Below are 19347 nucleotides of genomic sequence, written 5' to 3'. Positions count from 1 at the left end.
TAAGCATTCACATGTTTCACGAGTAGTGGGCCGCGGTACTGCGCGCGGTAACGGTTCATACGGCGCGGTAACGCACAATTCCCTCATCGTTGGTCGAGCACTCGATTAAACCGCGACGGGCGAGGTGCGACAGGTGGGCGATGCTTTCGCCCATGGCGAACACGATTTGGTGGCCGTCGAGCGGGCGGCGAAAAAGCACGGGCAGGATGTCGGCCGCCGAGCGCCAGTCCCGGCAACCGTCGACGACCTCGCCGAGGCGCGCGTCGTGGTGTTGGATCAGATCGTCGAGACGACCATGAAGACCGCGGAACGGAAGGCCGTGCGACGGCAACACAAGCGTGTCCGCCGGCAGATCGCGGAATCGACCCAACGAGTCGAGAAACTCGGCAAGCGGGTCGGCCTCCGGTTCCGATGCCCAAACGCTCACGTTGGAGGTGATGCGCGGCAGGATCTGGTCGCCCGAAATGAGTACGCCGAGTTCGGCGCAATAAAGGCAGGCATGTTCGGGGGCATGACCGGTGCCGACGATCACCCGCCAGCAGCGCCCGCCGATTTCGATCTCGTCATCGTCGGCGATGCGGCGATAGGAAAGGGGCGGCATGGCGACGCGCGTGGCATAGACATTGCCGCGTTGACCGAGCGGCGCGGCGAGTTCCGCAGCCAGCCCGTGGCGCAAAAAGAATGCGGCCATCGATTCGTTGAAGGCCGCATCGGCGTCGAGCCGCAGCATCGTTCCCATCGTCCACTCGCCGCGGGTCATGGTCAACGGCAGGTCGTATTCGTCGCACAGCCACCCGGCAAGGCCGAAGTGATCGGGATGGAAATGGGTGCACAGCAGACGCCGCGGTGGCATTGAGCGAAGCGGACCACCGACCAGTTTACCCCATAACTCCTTGGTCTCGTCGCGCTGGATGCCGGTGTCCACCAGCAACCAGCCGTCGCCGTCGGCCAAGGCCCAGAGATTGATGTGATCGAGCGCGAACGGCAGCGGCATGCGCAGCCATTGGACGCCGTCGGCGACTTCGATCACGGCGCCCGGTGCCGGCGCCTCGCTGAACGCATAGTCGGGGTGGTAGGCGGGAGCGGAGTCGGGGGAATTTGAATGCGCGATCTGGGTCATCGGTGGCTCGGCCTAACTGGCATGAAAGGGTTTGTCGGGGGGCGTCGCGGATTGGTCGCGGCCGCGCGGTCAGGCCGAAGCGCCGGTAAACTCGATGGCGCCGCCGGGCAGAAGATAAAGCACCAGCGCCGCCCCGCCCGAAACCGTCGGATGGTGCGCGGTGTCAGGGCCGTAGACGTACCAGCCGGCGCCGTGGCCGTCGAATAGCGCGGTCTCCGTGATCGGCATGATCATATCGATCTCGCCGTTGGGGTGCCGGTGGTGCGGCCCCTCGACGTCGGCCATTTGGACGACATCGACGCTGAACCCGGCGGTTTCCTCCGCCGGCTTCACGATCCGACCGAAACGGATGCCGCCATCCTCGTGCTTGCACATCCAGCCTTCGGTGATGGCGGCGTGGCAGGCGTCGGCGATGGCGCGAAACCTGTCGCCCTCGGCGGGAAAGCGCTGGTTGAGAAATTGCGCCAGGCCGTCGTCGATCGGCTTGCCGGCGATCGCGTCGGTGACTTCGGTTATGAGATCTCGAAAGCTCTCTTTGGACATCTTCTACCCCTTGTCGTCCCGGCTCCGGCTTCAGGCCGCCGCGTTCCTGGTCGTAATCAAATCGATCCACGAGCGCGACCATTCAAGGGCGGCCTCCTCGGGAATCGAACCGTCGCTGGCATCGTGTTCAAGCATGGCGCCGATGCGGCGGGCGCCAAGCGCGGACAACAGCGTGTCGAATAGTTGCCCGCCATGACAAAAGGTATCGGCGTAGGTACGGTCGCCGAGAGCGATCACGCCATAGTGCACAGCGGAGAGATCGCGCCGGTTTTCCGACAGATCATCGTACAGTGCCATGGCATTGTCGGGCACGTCTCCCTGGCCGTAGGTCGAGGTGCAGATCAGGTAGATCGCATCTTCGTCGAAGACCGTGCCGTCCAGCCCGTCCATCGGCACGACCTCGAACGCGTGACCGAGGCGGTCGAACTCATCGCCGACCTCTTCGGCGACAAGCTCCGCCGTCCCGGTCATCGTTCCGACAAGAATCCTGATCGTGGCCAAATTTTTTCTCCCGCGGAGACGATAGGGAGGAAAGCGCGCGTTGCATCCGGGCCGATTTCGTTAAATAATAGTGCAGCTAAATGGAGCCAGCAAGCAATATATTGCATATTCGCCGGTGATGATGGCCAAGTCCGAATCTAGTTCGACGCGCAAAGGGACGGCGCACCGCGACTCCGCGCCGGGGCGGTCGACCGCCTGGCGGAATACCGAGGCGGTGTCCGAGACCCCTGACTTCTTGCACCGGGTCGGCGAACGGGTGCGGGCGATGCGCGCCCGGCGCGGCATGACGCGAAAAATCCTGGCCCGCGACTGCGGTGTCTCGGAGCGCTATTTGGCACAACTCGAGGGCGGACACGGCAACATCTCGATCGACCGCTTGCGGCAGGTCGCCAAGGCGATGAACGTGCCGGTGGCCGATCTGGTTCGTGAAGGGCCCGAACAACCGATCGAGCTGACCCTGTTGCTGCAATTCCTCGAGCGGCTGTCGCCGCCGGAGATCGGCGAGGCGCACCGATTGCTGGTCCCGCATTTCGGCGGCGTCGCCCAACACCAGCGCCAAGCGCGCATCGCGCTCATCGGCATGCGCGGCGCCGGCAAGTCGACCTTGGGCCACAGCTTGGCAGCACACCTCGACGTCGCATTCGTCGAGATGGGCGGCGAAATCGAGCGCGAGTCGGGCATCAGTCTGAACGAGATTTTTTCGCTTTACGGCCAGGGCGCCTACCGGCGCTATGAACGGCGGGCGTTGGAGCGAATTCTGGAAACCTGCCCGCAGGCGGTGATCGCCACCGGCGGCAGCCTGGTTTCGGAACCGGGAACCTACGAGCTGCTGCTCAACAATTGCTATACGATTTGGATCAAGACATCGCCCGAAGAGCACATGGCGCGGGTCGTCGAGCAGGGTGATTTTCGACCGATGGGCGATAGCCCCGAGGCGATGGACGATCTGCGCGGCATCCTCGCCGGGCGCGAACCGCTTTATACCAATGCCGATGCCATCGTCGATACGGCCGGCCAATCCATCGAGCACAGCGTCGCGGCGCTGATCGCCAAGGTCTCGAAGGCGGGCGACGGAGCGACCTGAGCCGGTGCGGCGCGTGTTATGCAGAATAATGCTTGTACATTGCTACTTTATGCATTATATTTCCTATTAAGCCACGAGCAAATGGCGCGTGAGGACTGCCGATGATCGAGTTTCGTACCCAACCGGATCAATACCGGCACTGGCGCCTGTCGTTCGACGGGCCGACGGCGACGCTGGCCATGGACGTCAGCGAGGATGCCGGACTGGCGCCCGGTTATGAGCTCAAGCTTAATTCTTACGACCTGGGCGTCGATATCGAGCTCTATGACGCCATTCAGCGGTTGCGCTTCGAGCACCCCGAGGTCGGCGCGGTCGTGCTCACCTCGGCCAAGGACCGGGTGTTTTGCGCCGGCGCCAACATCAAGATGCTGGGCCTGTCGAGCCACTGGCACAAGGTCAACTTCTGCAAGTTCACCAACGAGACGCGGAACGCCATCGAGGACGCGACGGAAAACTCGCGGCAGAGTTATCTGTGTGCGGTCAACGGAACCGCGGCCGGCGGCGGCTACGAGCTCGCCCTGGCCACCGATTACATTCTGATGGCTGACGACAATTCGACCGCGGTGTCGCTGCCCGAGGTTCCGTTGCTGGCGGTCCTGCCCGGCACCGGCGGGCTGACCCGCGTCGTCGACAAGCGCAAGGTGCGCCGCGATCGGGCGGATTTCTTCTGCACCGTCGAGGAGGGCGTGAAGGGCAAGCGCGCGGTCGATTGGCGCCTCGTCGACGAGGTCGTGCCGCGCTCGCGGCTCGCCGAGCGCACGACCGAGCTGGCGAGGGAAATCGCGGCGCGGTCCGACCGGCCGGCGGACGGATCCGGCGTGGCCCTAACCCCGCTCGATTTGCGGATCGAAGACGATTCGATTCGCGGCACCTATCTTTCGGTCGACCTCGACCGCGACCTCGGCACGGCGACGATCACGGTCGGCGGGCCGGATGAGGCGCCGCCCGCGGACGCCGCCGCGGCGATGGCCCAGGGCGCCGCCTTCTGGCCGTTGGCGATGGCGCGCGAGCTCGACCACGTTATCCTCCATCTCCGTTTCAACGAGATCGAGGCCGGCACTTGGCTGTTCAAGACGGCCGGCGATGCCGATGCCGTCGCCGCCTATGACGCATTCCTCGCCGCCGAGGCTGAGCACTGGTTAATTCGCGAGGTCGTTCTCTATCTCAAGCGGACTTTGAAACGGATCGACGTCACCTCGCGCACGATCTTCGCATTGATCGAACCGGGCAGCTGCTTCACCGGGACCCTGTTCGAACTCGCCCTGGCCGCCGATCGCAGCTACATGCTCGACGGGCAGTTCGACGGCGACAACCGTCCAGCGGCGGCGATACGGCTGACCGGCATGAACTTCGGCCCCTATCCGATGGTCAACGGGCTGACGCGGCTTGCCTCGCGGTTCCTCGACGACGCGGAAAAGGTGGCCGCGCTCGAAGGCGAGATCGGTCGCGACATCGAGGCGGCGGACTCCGAGGAGCAAGGCCTGGTCACGTTCGCGCCCGACGATATCGATTGGGAGGACGAGGTCCGGCTGGCCATCGAGGAACGCGCGGCCTATTCGCCCGATGCCCTGACCGGGATGGAAGCGAGCCTCAGGTTCGGCGGACCCGAGACCATGGAATCGAAGATCTTCGGGCGGTTGACGGCGTGGCAGAATTGGATCTTCCAGCGTCCCAATGCGGCCGGCGAGACCGGTGCGCTCAAGCTTTACGGCAGCGGCCAACGCGGCGACTACGACAGGAAACGGGTTTAGGAGAGGGCGCCATCATGAGCATCGATTACACATCGCGAATTCCCAACAACGTCGATCTCGTCGAGAACCGGCGTCTCCAACGCGCTCTCGAATCGTGGCAGCCGCACTATCTCGACTGGTGGCGGACGATGGGCCCCGAAGGCTTCCAGGAGAAGGACGTCTATCTGCGCACCGCGACATCGGTCGATGCCAAGGGGTGGGCGACCTACGGCGCCGTCAAGATGCCCGAATACCGCTGGGGCATTTTTCTCGCCGACCCGGTCGCCGACCGCCGCATCGGGTTCGGCGATCACATGGGCGAGCCGGCGTGGCAGGAGGTTCCCGGCGAGCATCGCGCCACGCTGCGGCGCCTGATCGTCACCCAAGGTGATACCGAACCGGCCTCGGTCGAACAGCAACGTCTGCTCGGCCAGATCTGTCCCTCGCTCTACGATCTGCGCAACCTGTTCCAGATCAACGTCGAGGAAGGCCGCCATTTGTGGGCGATGGTCTATCTGCTGCACGCCTATTTCGGGCGCGACGGCCGGGAAGAGGCCGAGGAATTGCTCGAGCGCCACTCCGGCGACCCCGACAAGCCCCGCATACTCGGCACCTTCAACGAGCCGATCGACGATTGGCTATCGTTCTACATGTTCTGCTATTTCACCGACCGTGACGGCAAATTCCAGCTCAAATGCCTGGCCGAAAGCGGGTTCGATCCGCTCGCCCGGACGTGCCGCTTCATGCTTACCGAGGAAGCCCACCACATGTTCGTCGGCGACACCGGCATCCAGCGCATCGTCAAGCGGACGCTCGAGGTCATGAACGAGCTCGGCACCGACGACCCGGAGCGGATCCGCGGCCACGGCGCCATCGATCTGGCGACGGTCCAGAAGTACATCAATTTCTGGTTCTCATCAGCGGTCGATCTGTTCGGTGCCGATATCTCGTCGAACGCCGCCTCCTATTTCGCCAATGGGCTCAAGGGCCGCCCGGACGAGGATCGCTACGAGGACCACGATTGCCGCGACGCCACCTGCGGCATCGAGGAATTCGACGCCAAGGCCGGCAAGATCGTCACCGAGGAGGTGCCGATGCGCAACGCCATGAACGCCATCGTCCGCGAAGCCTATATCGCCGACTGCAATATCGGCGTCGGGCGCTGGAACCGGCTGCTCAGAAAGGCCGGCCGCGACGACGAGCTCAAGCTGCCGAGCCCGCGCTTCCGCCGCGACGTTGGCGTGTGGGCCGGGCTCCACTTCGACCCCGCCGGCAATCCGCTGTCGGCCGAGGAGTGGGAGCGGCGCAAATATGAGTGGCTTCCGTCGCCCGACGATCGCGCCTTCATCAAGACGCTGATGAAGCCGGTGACCGATCCGCACAAGATGGCGGGCTGGATCGCGCCGCCCGACCGCGGCATCAACAACCAGCCGGTCGACTACGAATACGTGCGGCTCTAGTTTGAATGCCGGGAGTGCTGCGGCGCTTCGTCGGGGCATTCGAGTTCCCGCCAGCGGGCTGGGTCGCAATAGAGGAAAACGCCGATACGGCCTGCCACCCATTGCACGGCCAGCTCGTAGCGTTCAGCCAGCGCGGGCTTGAGCACGCCGTCCGGGTCGTGGAAACCCGTTTCGTCGATGATCAGCCACAGGCGGCCGACGCCTTCGATGGCGTCCTCGAATTCGGGAACATTGTCTGGGCCAACGAATTCCGGCTGTATCTCATAAGTCTCGGGGTCCGAGATGAGGTCGCGTGAATAATAGTTCAGGCTGTATATCCATTGATTGGGATTGAAGGCCAACACATCGCCGGGCCGATAATGCTGGGCGATCGTTGCGGCCGCCAGATCCCATCGTGGCGAGTTGATTTCTTCGTAGAGCCTCGACAATAGCAAGGAATACCCGCCGATTACGATGACCAACGCCACCGGGCGGACCGGCCATGGCCGCAGCGCACCGATGCCGAGAGCAATCAGCACGATGAAGGGAACGGTGGTCCAGATCAGCGTGCGGTCGTAGAATATGGGGCGGACGAAACTGACGATAAGCTCGCCGACCGGCGCGACGAGAACGAACGCGCCGAGGAACATCAGCCACCTCCAGTGCCGCCGATAGGCCCAAATTCCCACGCCGGCGAGGGCCAGCACCACGACCATCAGGATCGACGGCTCCAGCCAGAGATGGAGCCGGGCAAATGCTGCCTGGATCGAATCGAGATCAGGTGGCGCAAGCCAAAAATGGCTGTAGACCCGGTCCGCTTGAGCGATCAGCCGTGGCCAATACACCGCCCAGCCGGCGAAGATCGCGCCATGGGCGATGATCCACTGGCGGCGAAAGCGGCGGTTTGACCACTCGGAAAAGAGCCATGGCACGCCGACCAATAACGCCGCCGCGAGCAGAAATACCGCTGTATTATGGCTGTAGAGCGCGATGAGAAGGCCGGACCCGTAACCCAGCCACGCCCAGCGCGTCCGATCATCGCCGGAGGGCCCGTTCATGGGTCCTGTCGCGGCCTGGTGGCGCAGAAGCCATGCCAAGCACATCATGACCAGCGTCGCGGCCCAGGTCAGCAGCGTATACATGCGGGCTTCTTGGGCGAACACGATATTGAACGGTGACATCGCGAACAGCAGGGCCGCGATCGCGGCGACTCGCGCGTCCCCGAGTACGCGGCCCAAGCCATAGACGAGCGGGACGGTCAGCACCCCCCAAATCGCCGAGAAGCTCCGTATGGCGACGGTCTCATCGCCGAGGGCGAGCCAATAATGCATCAGTGTGTAGTAGAGCGGCGGGTGGGTATCGACGCCCCAAATCCTAGTTGGCGGCTTGCTTGAGAAATTTATTGTGGCGATTTCGTCGTTGCGGATGGGCTCGTCGCCGATGCCATAAAAGCGGAGCAGCGCGGCCACCACGACCAGTCCGGCCAGCGCCACAAGCTCGCGAGTTTGGACCGAATCGTCCGGCCGATCGTCGGGTCGCAAAATCAACGACGTCCCCTTCGGATGGCACCCCATCACGGCTTCCGCCGTGCGCCGCGTCGGGGATGCTCGCACTTGCCGCCCATTGTGGCGCATCGCGGGCGGCGAATGGAGCGAAATGAACGGCCCTCGCGCGCTTCCGCCAATTCGGGGTCTGCGATAGGATATCTCGCTACATCCTATGCGCGTATCCCGCGCCAATCCGAACAGGGAGAAATTGGCATGCCTGCAGATGCGAAACCGATCCCCGACGGCATGACCGCGGTCACGCCGTACATCATCGTCAAAGGCGCGGCGGCGGCGATCGAATTCTACAGGAACGCCTTCGGCGCGGAAGAGGTCTACCGGCAGACAACCCCCGACGGCAGCCACATCGTGCGTGCCGAAATTCGTATCGACGGCGCGGCGGTGTTCATCGGCGACGAGTTCCCCGACATGGGATCGGCCGGCCCGACGACGTTGGGCGGCTCGCCGGTGACCCTCCACCACTACGTCGAGGACGCCGATGCCGCGTTCGAACGCGCCGTGGCCGCCGGCGCCACCGTGACGATGCCACTCGCCGACATGTTTTGGGGCGACCGCTTTGGCCGGCTGACGGATCCGTTCGGCCATCATTGGTCGATTGCCAGCCATCAGCGCGACGCCACGCCGGAGGAAATGGCCGAGGCGATGAAGCAGTTCTTCCCCGAATAGCGACGACGAGCACCTCGCCGATGCCGGTTCGGTGGTGGTGAACTGGACTCGCCGCCGCCGTCCCGTTAGATAAGGACGCAGGAACGGCCCGCCGGAATGTTTCGATTCCGCGCGGCGTTTCCAGTATCGCCATCGAAAGGATTTCGCCGTGCCCGTCACAGGCCAGGATACGATGAAGGTGCGTCGGTCGCTGACAATCGGCGACCGGAGCTACGATTATTTCAGCCTCGCGGCGGCGGCGGAAAATGGCCTCGGCGACATTTCACGGCTGCCGTTCTCGCTGAAGGTGCTCCTCGAAAATCTGCTGCGCTACGAAGACGGCCGCACCGTCACCGTCGCTCATATCGAGGCGATGGCGGCCTGGCTCGAGGCGCGGACCAGCAAGACCGAAATCGCCTATCGGCCGGCGCGGGTGCTGATGCAGGATTTCACCGGCGTACCGGCGGTCGTCGACCTGGCCGCGATGCGCGACGCCATGCAGGCGCTCGGCGGCGACCCGCGCCTCATCAACCCTTTGGTACCGGTCGATCTGGTGATCGACCATTCGGTGATGATCGACTTCTTCGGCGCCGCCAACGCGTTCGAGAAGAACGTCGAGATGGAGTACGAGCGCAACCGCGAGCGATACGCCTTCTTGCGCTGGGGCGCCAACGCCTTCGACAACTTTCGCGTCGTGCCGCCGGGAACCGGCATCTGTCACCAGGTCAACCTCGAATATCTGGCCCAGGTGGTGTGGACGGCGGAGGAGGCCGGTGCGACCGTCGCCTATCCCGATACCCTGGTCGGCACCGACAGCCATACCACGATGGTCAATGGGCTATCGGTCCTCGGTTGGGGCGTCGGCGGCATCGAGGCCGAGGCCGGCATGCTGGGGCAGCCGGTTTCGATGCTGATCCCCGAGGTCATCGGCTTCAGGCTGACCGGCGGGATGCGCGAGGGCGTCACCGCGACCGATCTCGTGCTGACGGTTGTCCAGATGCTGCGCAAAAAGGGCGTGGTCGGAAAGTTCGTCGAGTTCTTCGGCCCCGGCCTCGACGATTTGACCATCGCCGACCAGGCGACGATCGCGAACATGGCGCCGGAATATGGCGCGACCTGCGGGTTTTTCCCCATCGACCGGTCGACGATCGACTATCTGACCTTCACCGGACGCGACCCGGACCGGGTCGCCTTGGTCGAGGCCTACGCCAAGGCCCAGGGCATGTGGCGCGACAGCGATACCCCGGACCGGGTCTTTACCGACACGCTGGAACTCGACCTTGGTGCCGTCGAGCCGTCCTTGGCGGGGCCGAAACGGCCCCAGGACCGAATTGCGTTGAGCGCCATGGCCGATGCCTTCACCGACGGCTTCGCCGAATTGTCGGGCCGCGACGACCGCCGCGAATGCGCCGTCGCCGGCACCGACTACGCGGTCAAGGACGGCGACGTCGTCATCGCCGCCATCACCAGTTGCACCAACACCTCGAATCCGAGTGTCCTGGTCGCCGCCGGGCTGGTCGCGCGCAAGGCACGGGCCAAGGGCATCGCCGTCAAACCGTGGGTCAAAACCTCGTTCGCACCGGGGTCCCAGGTGGTGACCGACTATCTCGAGGCGGGCGACCTTCAGGCGGATCTCGATGCGCTCGGTTTCAACCTCGTGGGCTATGGCTGCACCACCTGTATCGGCAATTCGGGACCGCTGCCGACCGCCATCCACGGGGCCATCGAGGCGACCGATTTGACGGTCGCGGCGGTGCTCTCCGGCAACCGCAACTTCGAGGGCCGTATCCATCCGCTGACGCGCGCCAACTATCTCGCCTCGCCGCCGCTGGTCGTCGCCTACGCGCTCGCCGGCAACGTGGCGATCGATCTGCTCAACGATCCGCTCGGCCACGACCCGAATGGCGAACCGGTCTTTCTCAAGGACGTGTGGCCGACCAACGCCGAGGTGCAGGCGGTCGTCGAATCGGTGCTGACGCCGGAAATGTTTCGCCGCCGTTATGCCGATGTATTCGCGGGCGACGAGCTGTGGCGCGGTATCGAAACCTCGGTCGGCCTGACCTATGAATGGACAACGGCGAGCACCTACGTCCAGAACCCGCCCTATTTCGACGCCATGGCCCAGGCGCCGGGTGCGCTCGCCGATGTCGAAGGCGCGCGGATCCTGGCGTTGCTCGCCGATTCGGTGACCACCGACCATATCTCGCCGGCGGGTTCGATCGTGGCCGACAGTCCGGCCGGCCTATACCTTGTCGACCATGGCGTCGCCCCGCGCGAGTTCAACTCCTACGGCTCGCGACGCGGCAACCACCAGGTTATGATGCGCGGGACCTTCGGCAATATCCGCATTCGCAATCGCATGGTGCCCGGGGTCGAGGGCGGCTTCACCAAATATGTGCCCACCGGCGAGGATATGTCGATCTACGACGCGGCCATGCGCTACCGGGCCGACGGCACGCCGCTGGTCGTCGTCGCCGGCAAGGAATATGGCACCGGCTCGTCGCGCGACTGGGCCGCCAAGGGCACCAACCTGCTCGGCGTCAAGGCAGTAGTCACCGAAAGTTTCGAGCGCATCCATCGTTCGAACCTGGTCGGCATGGGCGTCTTGCCGCTCCTGTTCAAGGACGGCGACAGCGCCGAATCGCTGGGTCTCGACGGGACCGAGATCCTCGACATAACGGGTATTGCCGACGGCATCCGCCCGGGCATGGACGTCGCTTGCCGCATCAACCGTGCCGACGGGGCCAGCCAAACGATCCAATTGACCTGCAACATCCTGACCGAGGATGAGGTCGAGTACTTCACGAACGGCGGCATCCTGCAATATGTCCTGCGGCACATGGCGGCCGCCTGAAGTCATTCGACGGGCACGGCATGAAAGTCGAAGACGCGATCACCAGCCGGCGCTCCGTCCGCGCGTTCCTGGACAGACCGGTACCGCGCGCGACCGTCGAACACATTCTGCGGGCCGCCGCGCGAGCGCCGAGCGGCACCAACATGCAGCCATGGCGGGTGTGGGTTGTCACCGGCCCAGCGAAGGCGCGCTTGAGTGCGGCGATTCACCACGCCCGGGCCGTGGAGCCCGACAAGCACGACCAGGAATACCGCTACTATCCGCCCGACTGGCGCGAGCCCTATCTCGGCCGGCGCCGCAAGATCGGCTGGGACCTCTACGGGCTGTTGGGTATCGAACGCGGCGAGAAAGAGCGCATGCACGCGCAGCACGGGCGCAACTTCGATTTCTTCGATGCCCCGGTCGGCATGATCTTCACCATCGACCGCGACCTCGAGATCGGCAGCTGGCTCGATTTCGGCATGTTCCTGCAGAACATCATGCTGGCGGCGCGCGGGGAGGGGCTCCATACCTGCCCCCAGGCAGCGTTCGCGCCCTACCACGCGGTGATCCGCGAGACCCTCGGCGTGCCCGACGACCAGGTCGTCATTTGCGGCATGTCGCTGGGCTATGAGGACGAGGCCGCGCCCGAGAACCGGCTCCGCACCGTCCGCGTCGAGGTCGACGAATTCGCCCGCTTCATCGAGGATTAGACGGCTGGGGCTGGGCCGCACTGGCGACTATGACAAGGCCGATGCCCTGGCCGTACATTTCACGGCCGCGCCCGATACGCGGCGGCGTTTCATTTCGCGGTGACCTTGCGAACCCCGTCTCCCGGGACAGTGCGGCGGGGGCCTGTGTGGCGATTCCTATTTCCCTATTTCTTTGAATATCAAGGTGTTTGTCGCGGCCAAGAGTCCAATCGAGTCGGCAGGCCGTCTGGCTATGGACATCTTTGAGGGTTAACGTCTCTCACCGATAAGTGATTCGCATGTGACACGGCATCTGAACATGTTGTTTGCATGTATTATTTGAGACCAGCTTGGTTAGCGAAATTCGCTGCGGCGATAATGGCCGGGGCGTGGATTGCGACGGCCGCGATTCCGGCCTCCTCCGGTCCGGTAGTGGTCGAGCTCTATACCTCGCAGGGCTGCAGTACCTGTCCGCCGGCCGACGAATTGCTTGGCGAACTCAAGCAACGTGACGACGTGTTGCCGTTGTCAATCCATGTCAATTACTGGGACTATATCGGTTGGCCCGATCCGTTCGCGACCCAAGCCGGGACCGACCGCCAGCGCGCCTATGCCCGGCCCTTGCACCAGCGATTCATCTACACGCCGCAGATGGTGTTCCAGGGCCAAGCCCACGAGGCCGGCCATCGCCGACTAGCCGTCATTAACGCCATCGAGGCGGCGAAAAGTTCGTCCGATCTGAATCTCGACCTCACCTTTGCCAAGAATGCCGACGGACTTATGACGGTGTCGGTCCCGGCGAGCGCTTTCAGCGGCGACGCCGAGGTGACGATGGTCTTGTTCGACGACGCCCACACCACCGACATCAAGCGGGGCGAAAATGCCGACCGGTCGCTGACCTACCACAACGTGGTGCGATCGCTCGAGCCGATCGGGCGCTATGAGGGCGCGGCGGTCACCTTCACGTTGCCGATGGACAGCGGTGGAGACGGATGCGTCATTATCGTCCAGCAGGCCGACCTCGGCCCGGTGATCGGTGCCGGCCAGGTCAGATTGACCAATTAGGGCTGCCGCCGGACGCGGCCCGATTCTTCCGACGAGTGCATAGGATAAGGTGAGGGCGCCGATTTGGCGGCATCGATTAGCATGGGCCCGGCCTATAATAGATCATGGCACACGAGGAGTTTGCAGCGGCCCGCGAGGCGTTGCTCAAGCAGGTCGAGGATGAGGTCGCCGAGACCGCGGCCTGGACCGGTCGGCGAAAGCTCAGCACCGCGGTTCGCGACGCCCTGCTTTCGGTTCCCCGCGAAGCCTTCGTGCCGGCCGATTCGCGCCACCTCGCCTATGTCAATGCGCCGCTGGCGATCGGGCACGGGCAGACCATCTCGCAGCCCTACATCGTTGCCATAATGTCCGAATTGCTCGACCTCACCGGTTCGTCGACGGTCCTGGAGATCGGCACCGGTTGTGGTTATCAGGCCGCGATCTTGTCCGTCATAGCGGCGCGGGTCTACACGATCGAGTACATCGCCGCCTTGGCGGCGGACGCCGCCGACAGACTCCAGACACTCGGTTTTGGCAATATCGAGGTGCGGCATGGCGATGGTCGCAAGGGTTGGCCGGAGAAGGCGCCCTTCGACGGAATCATCGTCACCGCCGCCGGCGCAGAGATACCGGACGCGTTGATCGAGCAGCTGGCTCCCGGCGGAAAGTTGATCGTGCCGGTCGGCTCCAGCCGATGGACCCAGAAGCTGGTCCGCGTGACCAAGGATGAAACCGGGAATTGCCGCCGCGAAACCTTGCTGCCGGTCGCATTCGTGCCGCTGGTCGGCGCTGATTAGCGCTGCCGCCACTTGCAATCGGGTGGTAAACGCCCGACTCTAGAAGCATGTCAGCGCCGTCTTCGCGCCCTCGCATCACTGCCGTGTTGGGTCCGACCAACACCGGCAAGACCCACTTCGCGATCGAGCGCATGCTTGTCCACGGCAGCGGCATGGTCGGTTTTCCGCTGCGCTTGCTGGCGCGCGAGAATTATGACCGCGTGGTTGCGATCAAGGGCGCGCGCAAGGTCGCCTTGATCACCGGCGAAGAACGCATCGTTCCCAAGAACCCCGCCTACCTGCTGTGTACCGTCGAATCGATGCCGCTCGACCATGCGGTCGATTTTCTCGCCGTCGACGAAATCCAACTCGCCGCGGATCGCGAGCGCGGCCACATCTTCACCGACCGCCTGCTCAACGCGCGCGGTCTCGTCGAAACCATGTTTCTCGGCTCCGAGATCGCTCGCCGGCTGGTGCGTCGCCTCGTACCCGAAGCCGAATACCTCTCGCGTCCGCGTTTTTCCGACCTCCGCCACACCGGGCCGCGCCGCCTGACCCGACTGCCGCCGCGCAGCGCGGCGGTCGCCTTCTCGGCCGCGGGCGTCTACGAGTTGGCCGAGGTCATGCGCCGCCGGCATGGCGGCGTGGCGGTGGTCATGGGCGCGCTCAGCCCGCGCACGCGCAACGCCCAGGTCGGCATGTATCAGGCCGGTGAGGTCGATTATTTGGTCGCGACCGATGCGATCGGCATGGGCCTCAACATGAACATCAACCACGTTGCATTTGCCGCTCTATCGAAATTCGACGGCTTCGGGCAGCGGCCGCTCTCGGCTCATGAGCTGGGTCAGATTGCCGGCCGCGCCGGACGTTATCTCGCCAACGGCACCTTCGGCACCACGAACGGCGTCGGCGCGATCGACGAAGAGGCCGTTGCCGCGGTCGAGGGCCACGCGTTCGACCCCCTGAAGGGGCTCTATTGGCGCAACGCCGATCTTGATTTCTCTTCGCTTGCGACGCTTCGACGGGCGCTCGACGCGCCGCCCCCCGACACGGTTCTGCTGCGGGCGCCGGAAGCCGACGACCAGCGCCTGCTGGTGATGCTGGCGGGGCGTGACGAGGTCGCCGAACGCGCCACCGGTGCGAGCGCGGTCCGGTTGATGTGGGAGGTATGCCAGGTTCCCGATTTCCGCAAGATTCTCAGCGACAGCCACGCCCGCTTCCTCGAACGGGTTTTCCTCCACCTCACCGGTGACGGCCGGCTGCCGACGGATTGGGTGGCGCGGCAAATCGCGGCGATCGATCGCACCGATGGTGAGATCGAAACCTTGACCCAACGCATATCGTTCATCCGCACCTGGACTTATATCTCGCACCGGTCGGCCTGGCTCGACGATGGGCCCCATTGGCAGGAACGCACCCGCGCAATCGAAGACCGGCTATCCGATGCGCTGCATCAGCGGCTCACCCAGCGCTTTGTCGACCGTCGCGCGGCGGCGCTCGCCCGCGGTCTGGCCGGCGGGCGAAAGCCGTTGGCGGCGGTCACCCGTGACGATGACGTGCTCGTCGAGGGCCAATTCGTCGGTCGGCTCGCCGGATTTCAATTCGTCGCCGACGATTCGGCAACCGGCGAAGACGCCCGCGCCATTCGTGTTGCCGCGTTGCTGGCCTTACGCGGCGTGGTGCCGGCGCGGCTGCGCGCATGCTGCGAATCGGCGGACCGGGCATTCAAATTCGACGAGGTCGGGCGCATACATTGGTTGGATGCGCCTATCGCCGAACTGGTTCCGGGCCGCGATGTCCTTGCACCCCAAGTGCGAATCATGGCGACCGACCTGCTTGAGCCCGCCGACCGCGAACTGTTGCGCCGGCGCGTCGCGGTTTGGATCAACCAACGGGTCGAACAAGAGCTCGGCGCCCTGCTGCGACTGCACGCCGGAGCGGCGGCGATGGATGGGCCGTGTCGCGCCCTGGCGTTTCAGCTCGGCGAGGCTTTCGGCGCCGCGCCGCGCCGACGTCTCAAGACCACATTGGACGCGCTCGATAGCAAGGCGCGCAAAGCGCTGCGCGGACTGGGCGTCCGCTTCGGAGTCGAATCGGTCTACTTGTCCGGGCTCGGCCGCGGGCGCGCCCTGCGCCGTACCCTGTGGGCCGTCCACCACGGTGCCGATGCCGGGCGCATTCCCGCCGCTGTCCTTTCGCTCCCGCGCCGGCCTGACGTCGACGACGACGCCTATCGGGCCCAGGGTTTTACTTGTGCCGGCCCATGGGCGGTGCGTGTCGACGCATTGGAACGAATGGTCGCCGAGGCCCGGCGCCTGGCCGGTCAGGGGCCATGCCTGCCGACGCCGGCGCTGGCGGCGATGATCGGCATGGACGCCGGCCAGCTTCCCGATCTGCTGAACCGAATCGGTTTCATAACCGACGCCAAAGACGGCACCTTCGCCGATGCCGCTTCTTCCGCCACCAAGACGCGACAGCGACCCGCCCGGCGTGGAAAAAGCGCCCGCGCCGGCCGCGCCAAGACCAATCCCGATTCGCCGTTTGCCAAGCTCAAGGATCTCAAGATCGCGCCATGAACGTCGAGTCGCTTCGTCTCGACAAGTGGTTGTGGCAGGCCCGGTTCTGCAAAAGTCGGACGCTCGCGGCGCGTCTTTGCCAGGGCGCGAAAATGCGGCTCAATCGTGAAATCGTGACCAAGTCCCATGCCCAGGTCCGGCCAGGTGATGTGCTGACCTTTCCCCTGGGCGGCCATATTCGGGTTGTCCGTATCGTCGCCCTAGGCACCCGCAGGGGCCCCGCGACAGAGGCGCAAACGCTCTATGAGGACCTCGCTCCGCCGACACCCGAAAGCCGTGTTGCCGGTGCATACTCGTCGCGGCCGCGGCGGCCCGGAGGCACCGGCCGGCCGACAAAGGCCGACCGCCGCGCCGTCGATCGGCTGCGCGGACGGCAGGTCTGAACACATGGCGCTCTAAACCCTGCGCAAGACGACCGACTTGTTGTTGGCCGGCATGTCGACAATCTCGGCCAGGACGAACCGATGGCGCTGACCCAGGGCCGCGATGTCATTGAGGTCGCGCACGCCCCACGCCGGGTTCTGCCGCCGCAAGGAGCGGTCGAACGCCTCGTTGCTCGGCGCCGTGTGGACGCCGCCGACGCTGAACGGACCATAAAGAAAAAGCACCGACCCCGCCGACAGGATGCGGGCGGCACCGGCGAACAATCCCTCCGCGGCCGACCACGGCGCGATGTGAACCATGTTGCTACAGACCACGGCGTCGGCGCTGGAAAGGGGCCAGGTCTCGGCCGCGGCATCGATGACCAAGGGCCGGTGAAGGTTGTCGCCGGCGGCGTCGGCGCTCCAGGCGGAAATGCTCTCGATCGCCGCCGGGTCGGGGTCGCTCGGCTGCCACCGAAGGGTCGGCAGGTGCGCCGCGAAATGGACGGCGTGTTCGCCGGTGCCGCTGGCGATTTCCAAAACCAGACCCGAGTTGGGCAGCACTCGTTCGAGCACCGCCAGGATCGCGTCGCGGTTGCGGGCGGTGGCCGGTGCATGGCGTCCCCGGTGCGTCGAAGCGTCGGTCATGGGGAACGCTAACCCGTGCTACGGCCTCGGACAAGCGGGCGGGTTGCCCGATCGCCGCCGCTGTGCTAGGGCGGGTTTCATGTTCGATCGGCTCGCCGCGATTTTTTCCGACGACAAAGAAACGCCGCCACCCGGGGCGGATTCGCTCCGCTTGGCAGCGGCCATATTGCTGGTCGAGGCGGCGCGGATGGACGGCCATTTCGACGCCGATGAGCGGGCGACGATTCGCACCCTGCTGACCTGGCGTTTCGAGATTTCGAATGGCGATGCCGACGCGTTGATCGCGGCCGCCAATGCGGAAGCCGAGCAACTTGTCGAGCTTTCGACCTACGTGCGGACGATCAGGAACCGGTTTTCCCATGACGAGCGTGTCGAACTGATCGAGATGATGTGGACGGTGGTCTATTCGGACCGCAAACTCGACGACTACGAGGCCAACCTGATGCGCCGGGTTGCCGGCCTTCTCTACGTTTCCGACGCGGAGAGCGGCGCGGCCCGGAAACGAGTCCTCGAACGACTTGATTTAGCGGACAACACGGAATAGATCAGGGCGGAGTTTCGCCGCCGCCCCTCCCATGACGGCCAATCCGGAGATCGCGATGACCTACGTCGTTACCGAGAGCTGCATCAAGTGCAAGTACCAGGACTGTGTCGAGGTGTGCCCCGTCGATTGTTTCTACGAGGGTGAAAACATGTTGGTCATCCATCCGGATCAGTGCATCGATTGCGGCGTTTGCGAGCCCGAATGCCCGGTCGAGGCGATCGTTCCCGACACCGACCCCGACACCGAGAAATGGGTCGAGATGAACCGAGAGTACGCCGAGGCGTGGCCGAATATCGACCGCAAGGGCGATTCGCCGCCCGACGCGGACGAATGGGCGACGGTCGAGAACAAGTTTGAGAAGTATTTCGACGCCAAACCGGCGGCGCGCTGAGCGGCCATAGATTGGACGCATTTGGGTCCTAGATTCAGCTCGCAACGCTGATTCGAGGCGCTTTGCCCTGTATTTGGGGGCAAAATTGTGCTATTCTGCGAAGGTTCCAAGAATGCGACGGCCCGCAGAGGCCGTCGTTGTCGTGAATAGGCCGATTTGGAAGCCTAAAGTTCTATGGGAGGGCGTTCGGGCATCTGCACTGGCAGACAGCGGGGGCTGTGTGCGTGCCGCCAATAACTCGGATTTAGGGTGATAATGTGACTACGAAGATTAGGAAGCAAACGTTGCGAAGCGCGATGTTCAAGTCGGGCGATTACGTCGTGTACCCGACGCACGGCGTGGGACGGATCGAGGGGCTCGAGGCCCAGATGATCGCTGGAGAAGAGCTCGACTTGATCGTCATCGACTTCGAAAAGGAAAAGATGAAGCTGCGGGTCCCGGTAAGCAAGGCGCAGTCGGCTGGCCTGCGCAAGCTGAGCACTCGCAAGATCATGGATTCCGCGCTCGAGACCCTGCGCGGACGATCCCGCGTGCGGCGCACGATGTGGAGCCGCCGGGCGCAGGAATACGAAGCCAAGATCAATTCCGGCGATCCGGTTTCGATCGCCGAGGTGGTTCGCGATCTGCATCGCAATGCCGATCAGCCGGACCAATCCTACAGCGAACGGCAGATCTATCAGGCGGCGCTCGACCGGCTCGCTCGAGAACTCGCCGCTGTCGAAAAGATCGACCAGGACAAGGCAACCGAGAAGCTGGAAAAGCTTCTCGCCGCCTGATCCGTTCCACAGGTTCAAGGCCACTGCACCGGCGTCTTCCAGCGGCGCCGGTGTTGTTTTGGCAGAGGCGGACGGAAT

Annotated in this window: 18 protein-coding genes; 13 read left to right on the top strand and 5 right to left on the bottom strand. The window is 64.4% G+C overall.

The window, feature by feature from the left end; all coding sequences use genetic code 11:
• Positions 1-55: 55 nt before the first annotated feature.
• The 3 genes from GY791_10940 to GY791_10930 all read right to left on the bottom strand — a co-directional run bounded on the left by GY791_10940 (position 56) and on the right by GY791_10930 (position 2164).
• A complete protein-coding gene (locus GY791_10940) occupies positions 56-1120 on the bottom strand; it encodes an MBL fold metallo-hydrolase (GenBank protein MCP4328938.1) in 1065 nt (354 codons plus the stop codon).
• A 69-nt stretch (positions 1121-1189) separates the two neighbouring features.
• Entirely contained in the window at positions 1190-1663 is a 474-nt protein-coding gene (locus GY791_10935) for a DUF4863 family protein (protein ID MCP4328937.1), read from the bottom strand.
• Between the two features lie 30 nt (positions 1664-1693).
• Complete coding sequence (locus GY791_10930; protein ID MCP4328936.1) at positions 1694-2164, bottom strand: nitric oxide synthase; 471 nt, start codon at positions 2162-2164, stop codon at positions 1694-1696.
• Positions 2165-2285: 121 nt separating this feature from the next.
• On the opposite strand from GY791_10930, the gene GY791_10925 reads away from it, so the two are divergent.
• From GY791_10925 to boxB, 3 genes are all read left to right on the top strand, one after another.
• A complete protein-coding gene (locus GY791_10925; protein MCP4328935.1) occupies positions 2286-3248 on the top strand; it encodes a helix-turn-helix transcriptional regulator in 963 nt (320 codons plus the stop codon).
• A gap of 101 nt (positions 3249-3349) precedes the next feature.
• On the top strand, positions 3350-4999 hold the full coding sequence (gene boxC, locus GY791_10920) for a 2,3-epoxybenzoyl-CoA dihydrolase (protein MCP4328934.1): 1650 nt from the start codon (positions 3350-3352) through the stop codon (positions 4997-4999).
• Positions 5000-5010: 11 nt separating this feature from the next.
• Positions 5011-6438 carry a benzoyl-CoA 2,3-epoxidase subunit BoxB gene (gene boxB / locus GY791_10915; GenBank protein MCP4328933.1) on the top strand — a complete coding sequence of 476 codons (1428 nt, stop codon included), beginning with the start codon at positions 5011-5013 and terminating at the stop codon, positions 6436-6438.
• Here boxB and GY791_10910 read toward each other — a convergent pair.
• Positions 6435-7964 (bottom strand): hypothetical protein, encoded by a 1530-nt coding sequence (locus GY791_10910; protein MCP4328932.1) that lies wholly within the window; start codon positions 7962-7964, stop codon positions 6435-6437. The two genes, boxB and GY791_10910, sit on opposite strands and share 4 nt — an antisense overlap.
• A gap of 213 nt (positions 7965-8177) precedes the next feature.
• On the opposite strand from GY791_10910, the gene GY791_10905 reads away from it, so the two are divergent.
• From GY791_10905 to GY791_10875, 7 genes are all read left to right on the top strand, one after another.
• Positions 8178-8648, top strand: coding sequence for a VOC family protein (locus GY791_10905; GenBank protein ID MCP4328931.1), 471 nt, complete (start codon positions 8178-8180; stop codon positions 8646-8648).
• A 172-nt stretch (positions 8649-8820) separates the two neighbouring features.
• Positions 8821-11481 carry an aconitate hydratase AcnA gene (gene acnA / locus GY791_10900; GenBank protein ID MCP4328930.1) on the top strand — a complete coding sequence of 887 codons (2661 nt, stop codon included), beginning with the start codon at positions 8821-8823 and terminating at the stop codon, positions 11479-11481.
• 20 nt (positions 11482-11501) lie between these two features.
• Positions 11502-12173 carry a nitroreductase gene (locus tag GY791_10895; protein ID MCP4328929.1) on the top strand — a complete coding sequence of 224 codons (672 nt, stop codon included), beginning with the start codon at positions 11502-11504 and terminating at the stop codon, positions 12171-12173.
• 357 nt (positions 12174-12530) lie between these two features.
• Entirely contained in the window at positions 12531-13217 is a 687-nt protein-coding gene (locus tag GY791_10890; GenBank protein MCP4328928.1) for a DUF1223 domain-containing protein, read from the top strand.
• A 104-nt stretch (positions 13218-13321) separates the two neighbouring features.
• Complete coding sequence (locus GY791_10885; GenBank protein MCP4328927.1) at positions 13322-13993, top strand: protein-L-isoaspartate(D-aspartate) O-methyltransferase; 672 nt, start codon at positions 13322-13324, stop codon at positions 13991-13993.
• Positions 13994-14040: 47 nt separating this feature from the next.
• Positions 14041-16548, top strand: coding sequence for a disulfide oxidoreductase (locus GY791_10880; GenBank protein MCP4328926.1), 2508 nt, complete (start codon positions 14041-14043; stop codon positions 16546-16548).
• Positions 16545-16931, top strand: a complete 387-nt coding sequence (locus GY791_10875; protein MCP4328925.1) for an RNA-binding S4 domain-containing protein — start codon at positions 16545-16547, stop codon at positions 16929-16931. Before GY791_10880 ends, GY791_10875 begins: the two co-directional genes overlap by 4 nt.
• 12 nt (positions 16932-16943) lie before the next feature.
• Here GY791_10875 and GY791_10870 read toward each other — a convergent pair whose 3' ends face one another.
• Positions 16944-17558 (bottom strand): DUF938 domain-containing protein, encoded by a 615-nt coding sequence (locus tag GY791_10870; GenBank protein ID MCP4328924.1) that lies wholly within the window; start codon positions 17556-17558, stop codon positions 16944-16946.
• Positions 17559-17637: 79 nt separating this feature from the next.
• On the opposite strand from GY791_10870, the gene GY791_10865 reads away from it, so the two are divergent.
• The 3 genes from GY791_10865 (at position 17638) to GY791_10855 (ending at position 19269) form a co-directional block, all read left to right on the top strand.
• A complete protein-coding gene (locus GY791_10865) occupies positions 17638-18102 on the top strand; it encodes a TerB family tellurite resistance protein (protein ID MCP4328923.1) in 465 nt (154 codons plus the stop codon).
• 55 nt (positions 18103-18157) lie between these two features.
• Entirely contained in the window at positions 18158-18493 is a 336-nt protein-coding gene (locus tag GY791_10860; protein ID MCP4328922.1) for a ferredoxin family protein, read from the top strand.
• A 296-nt stretch (positions 18494-18789) separates the two neighbouring features.
• A complete protein-coding gene (locus tag GY791_10855) occupies positions 18790-19269 on the top strand; it encodes a CarD family transcriptional regulator (protein MCP4328921.1) in 480 nt (159 codons plus the stop codon).
• The last annotated feature ends 78 nt before the right edge of the window (positions 19270-19347 follow it).

The sequence above is a fragment of the Alphaproteobacteria bacterium genome, from assembly GCA_024244705.1.
GTDB lineage: Bacteria > Pseudomonadota > Alphaproteobacteria > JAAEOK01 > JAAEOK01 > JAAEOK01.
Note: the sequence above shows the minus strand (reverse complement) of the source record. Positions and strands in the feature narration are given on the sequence as shown.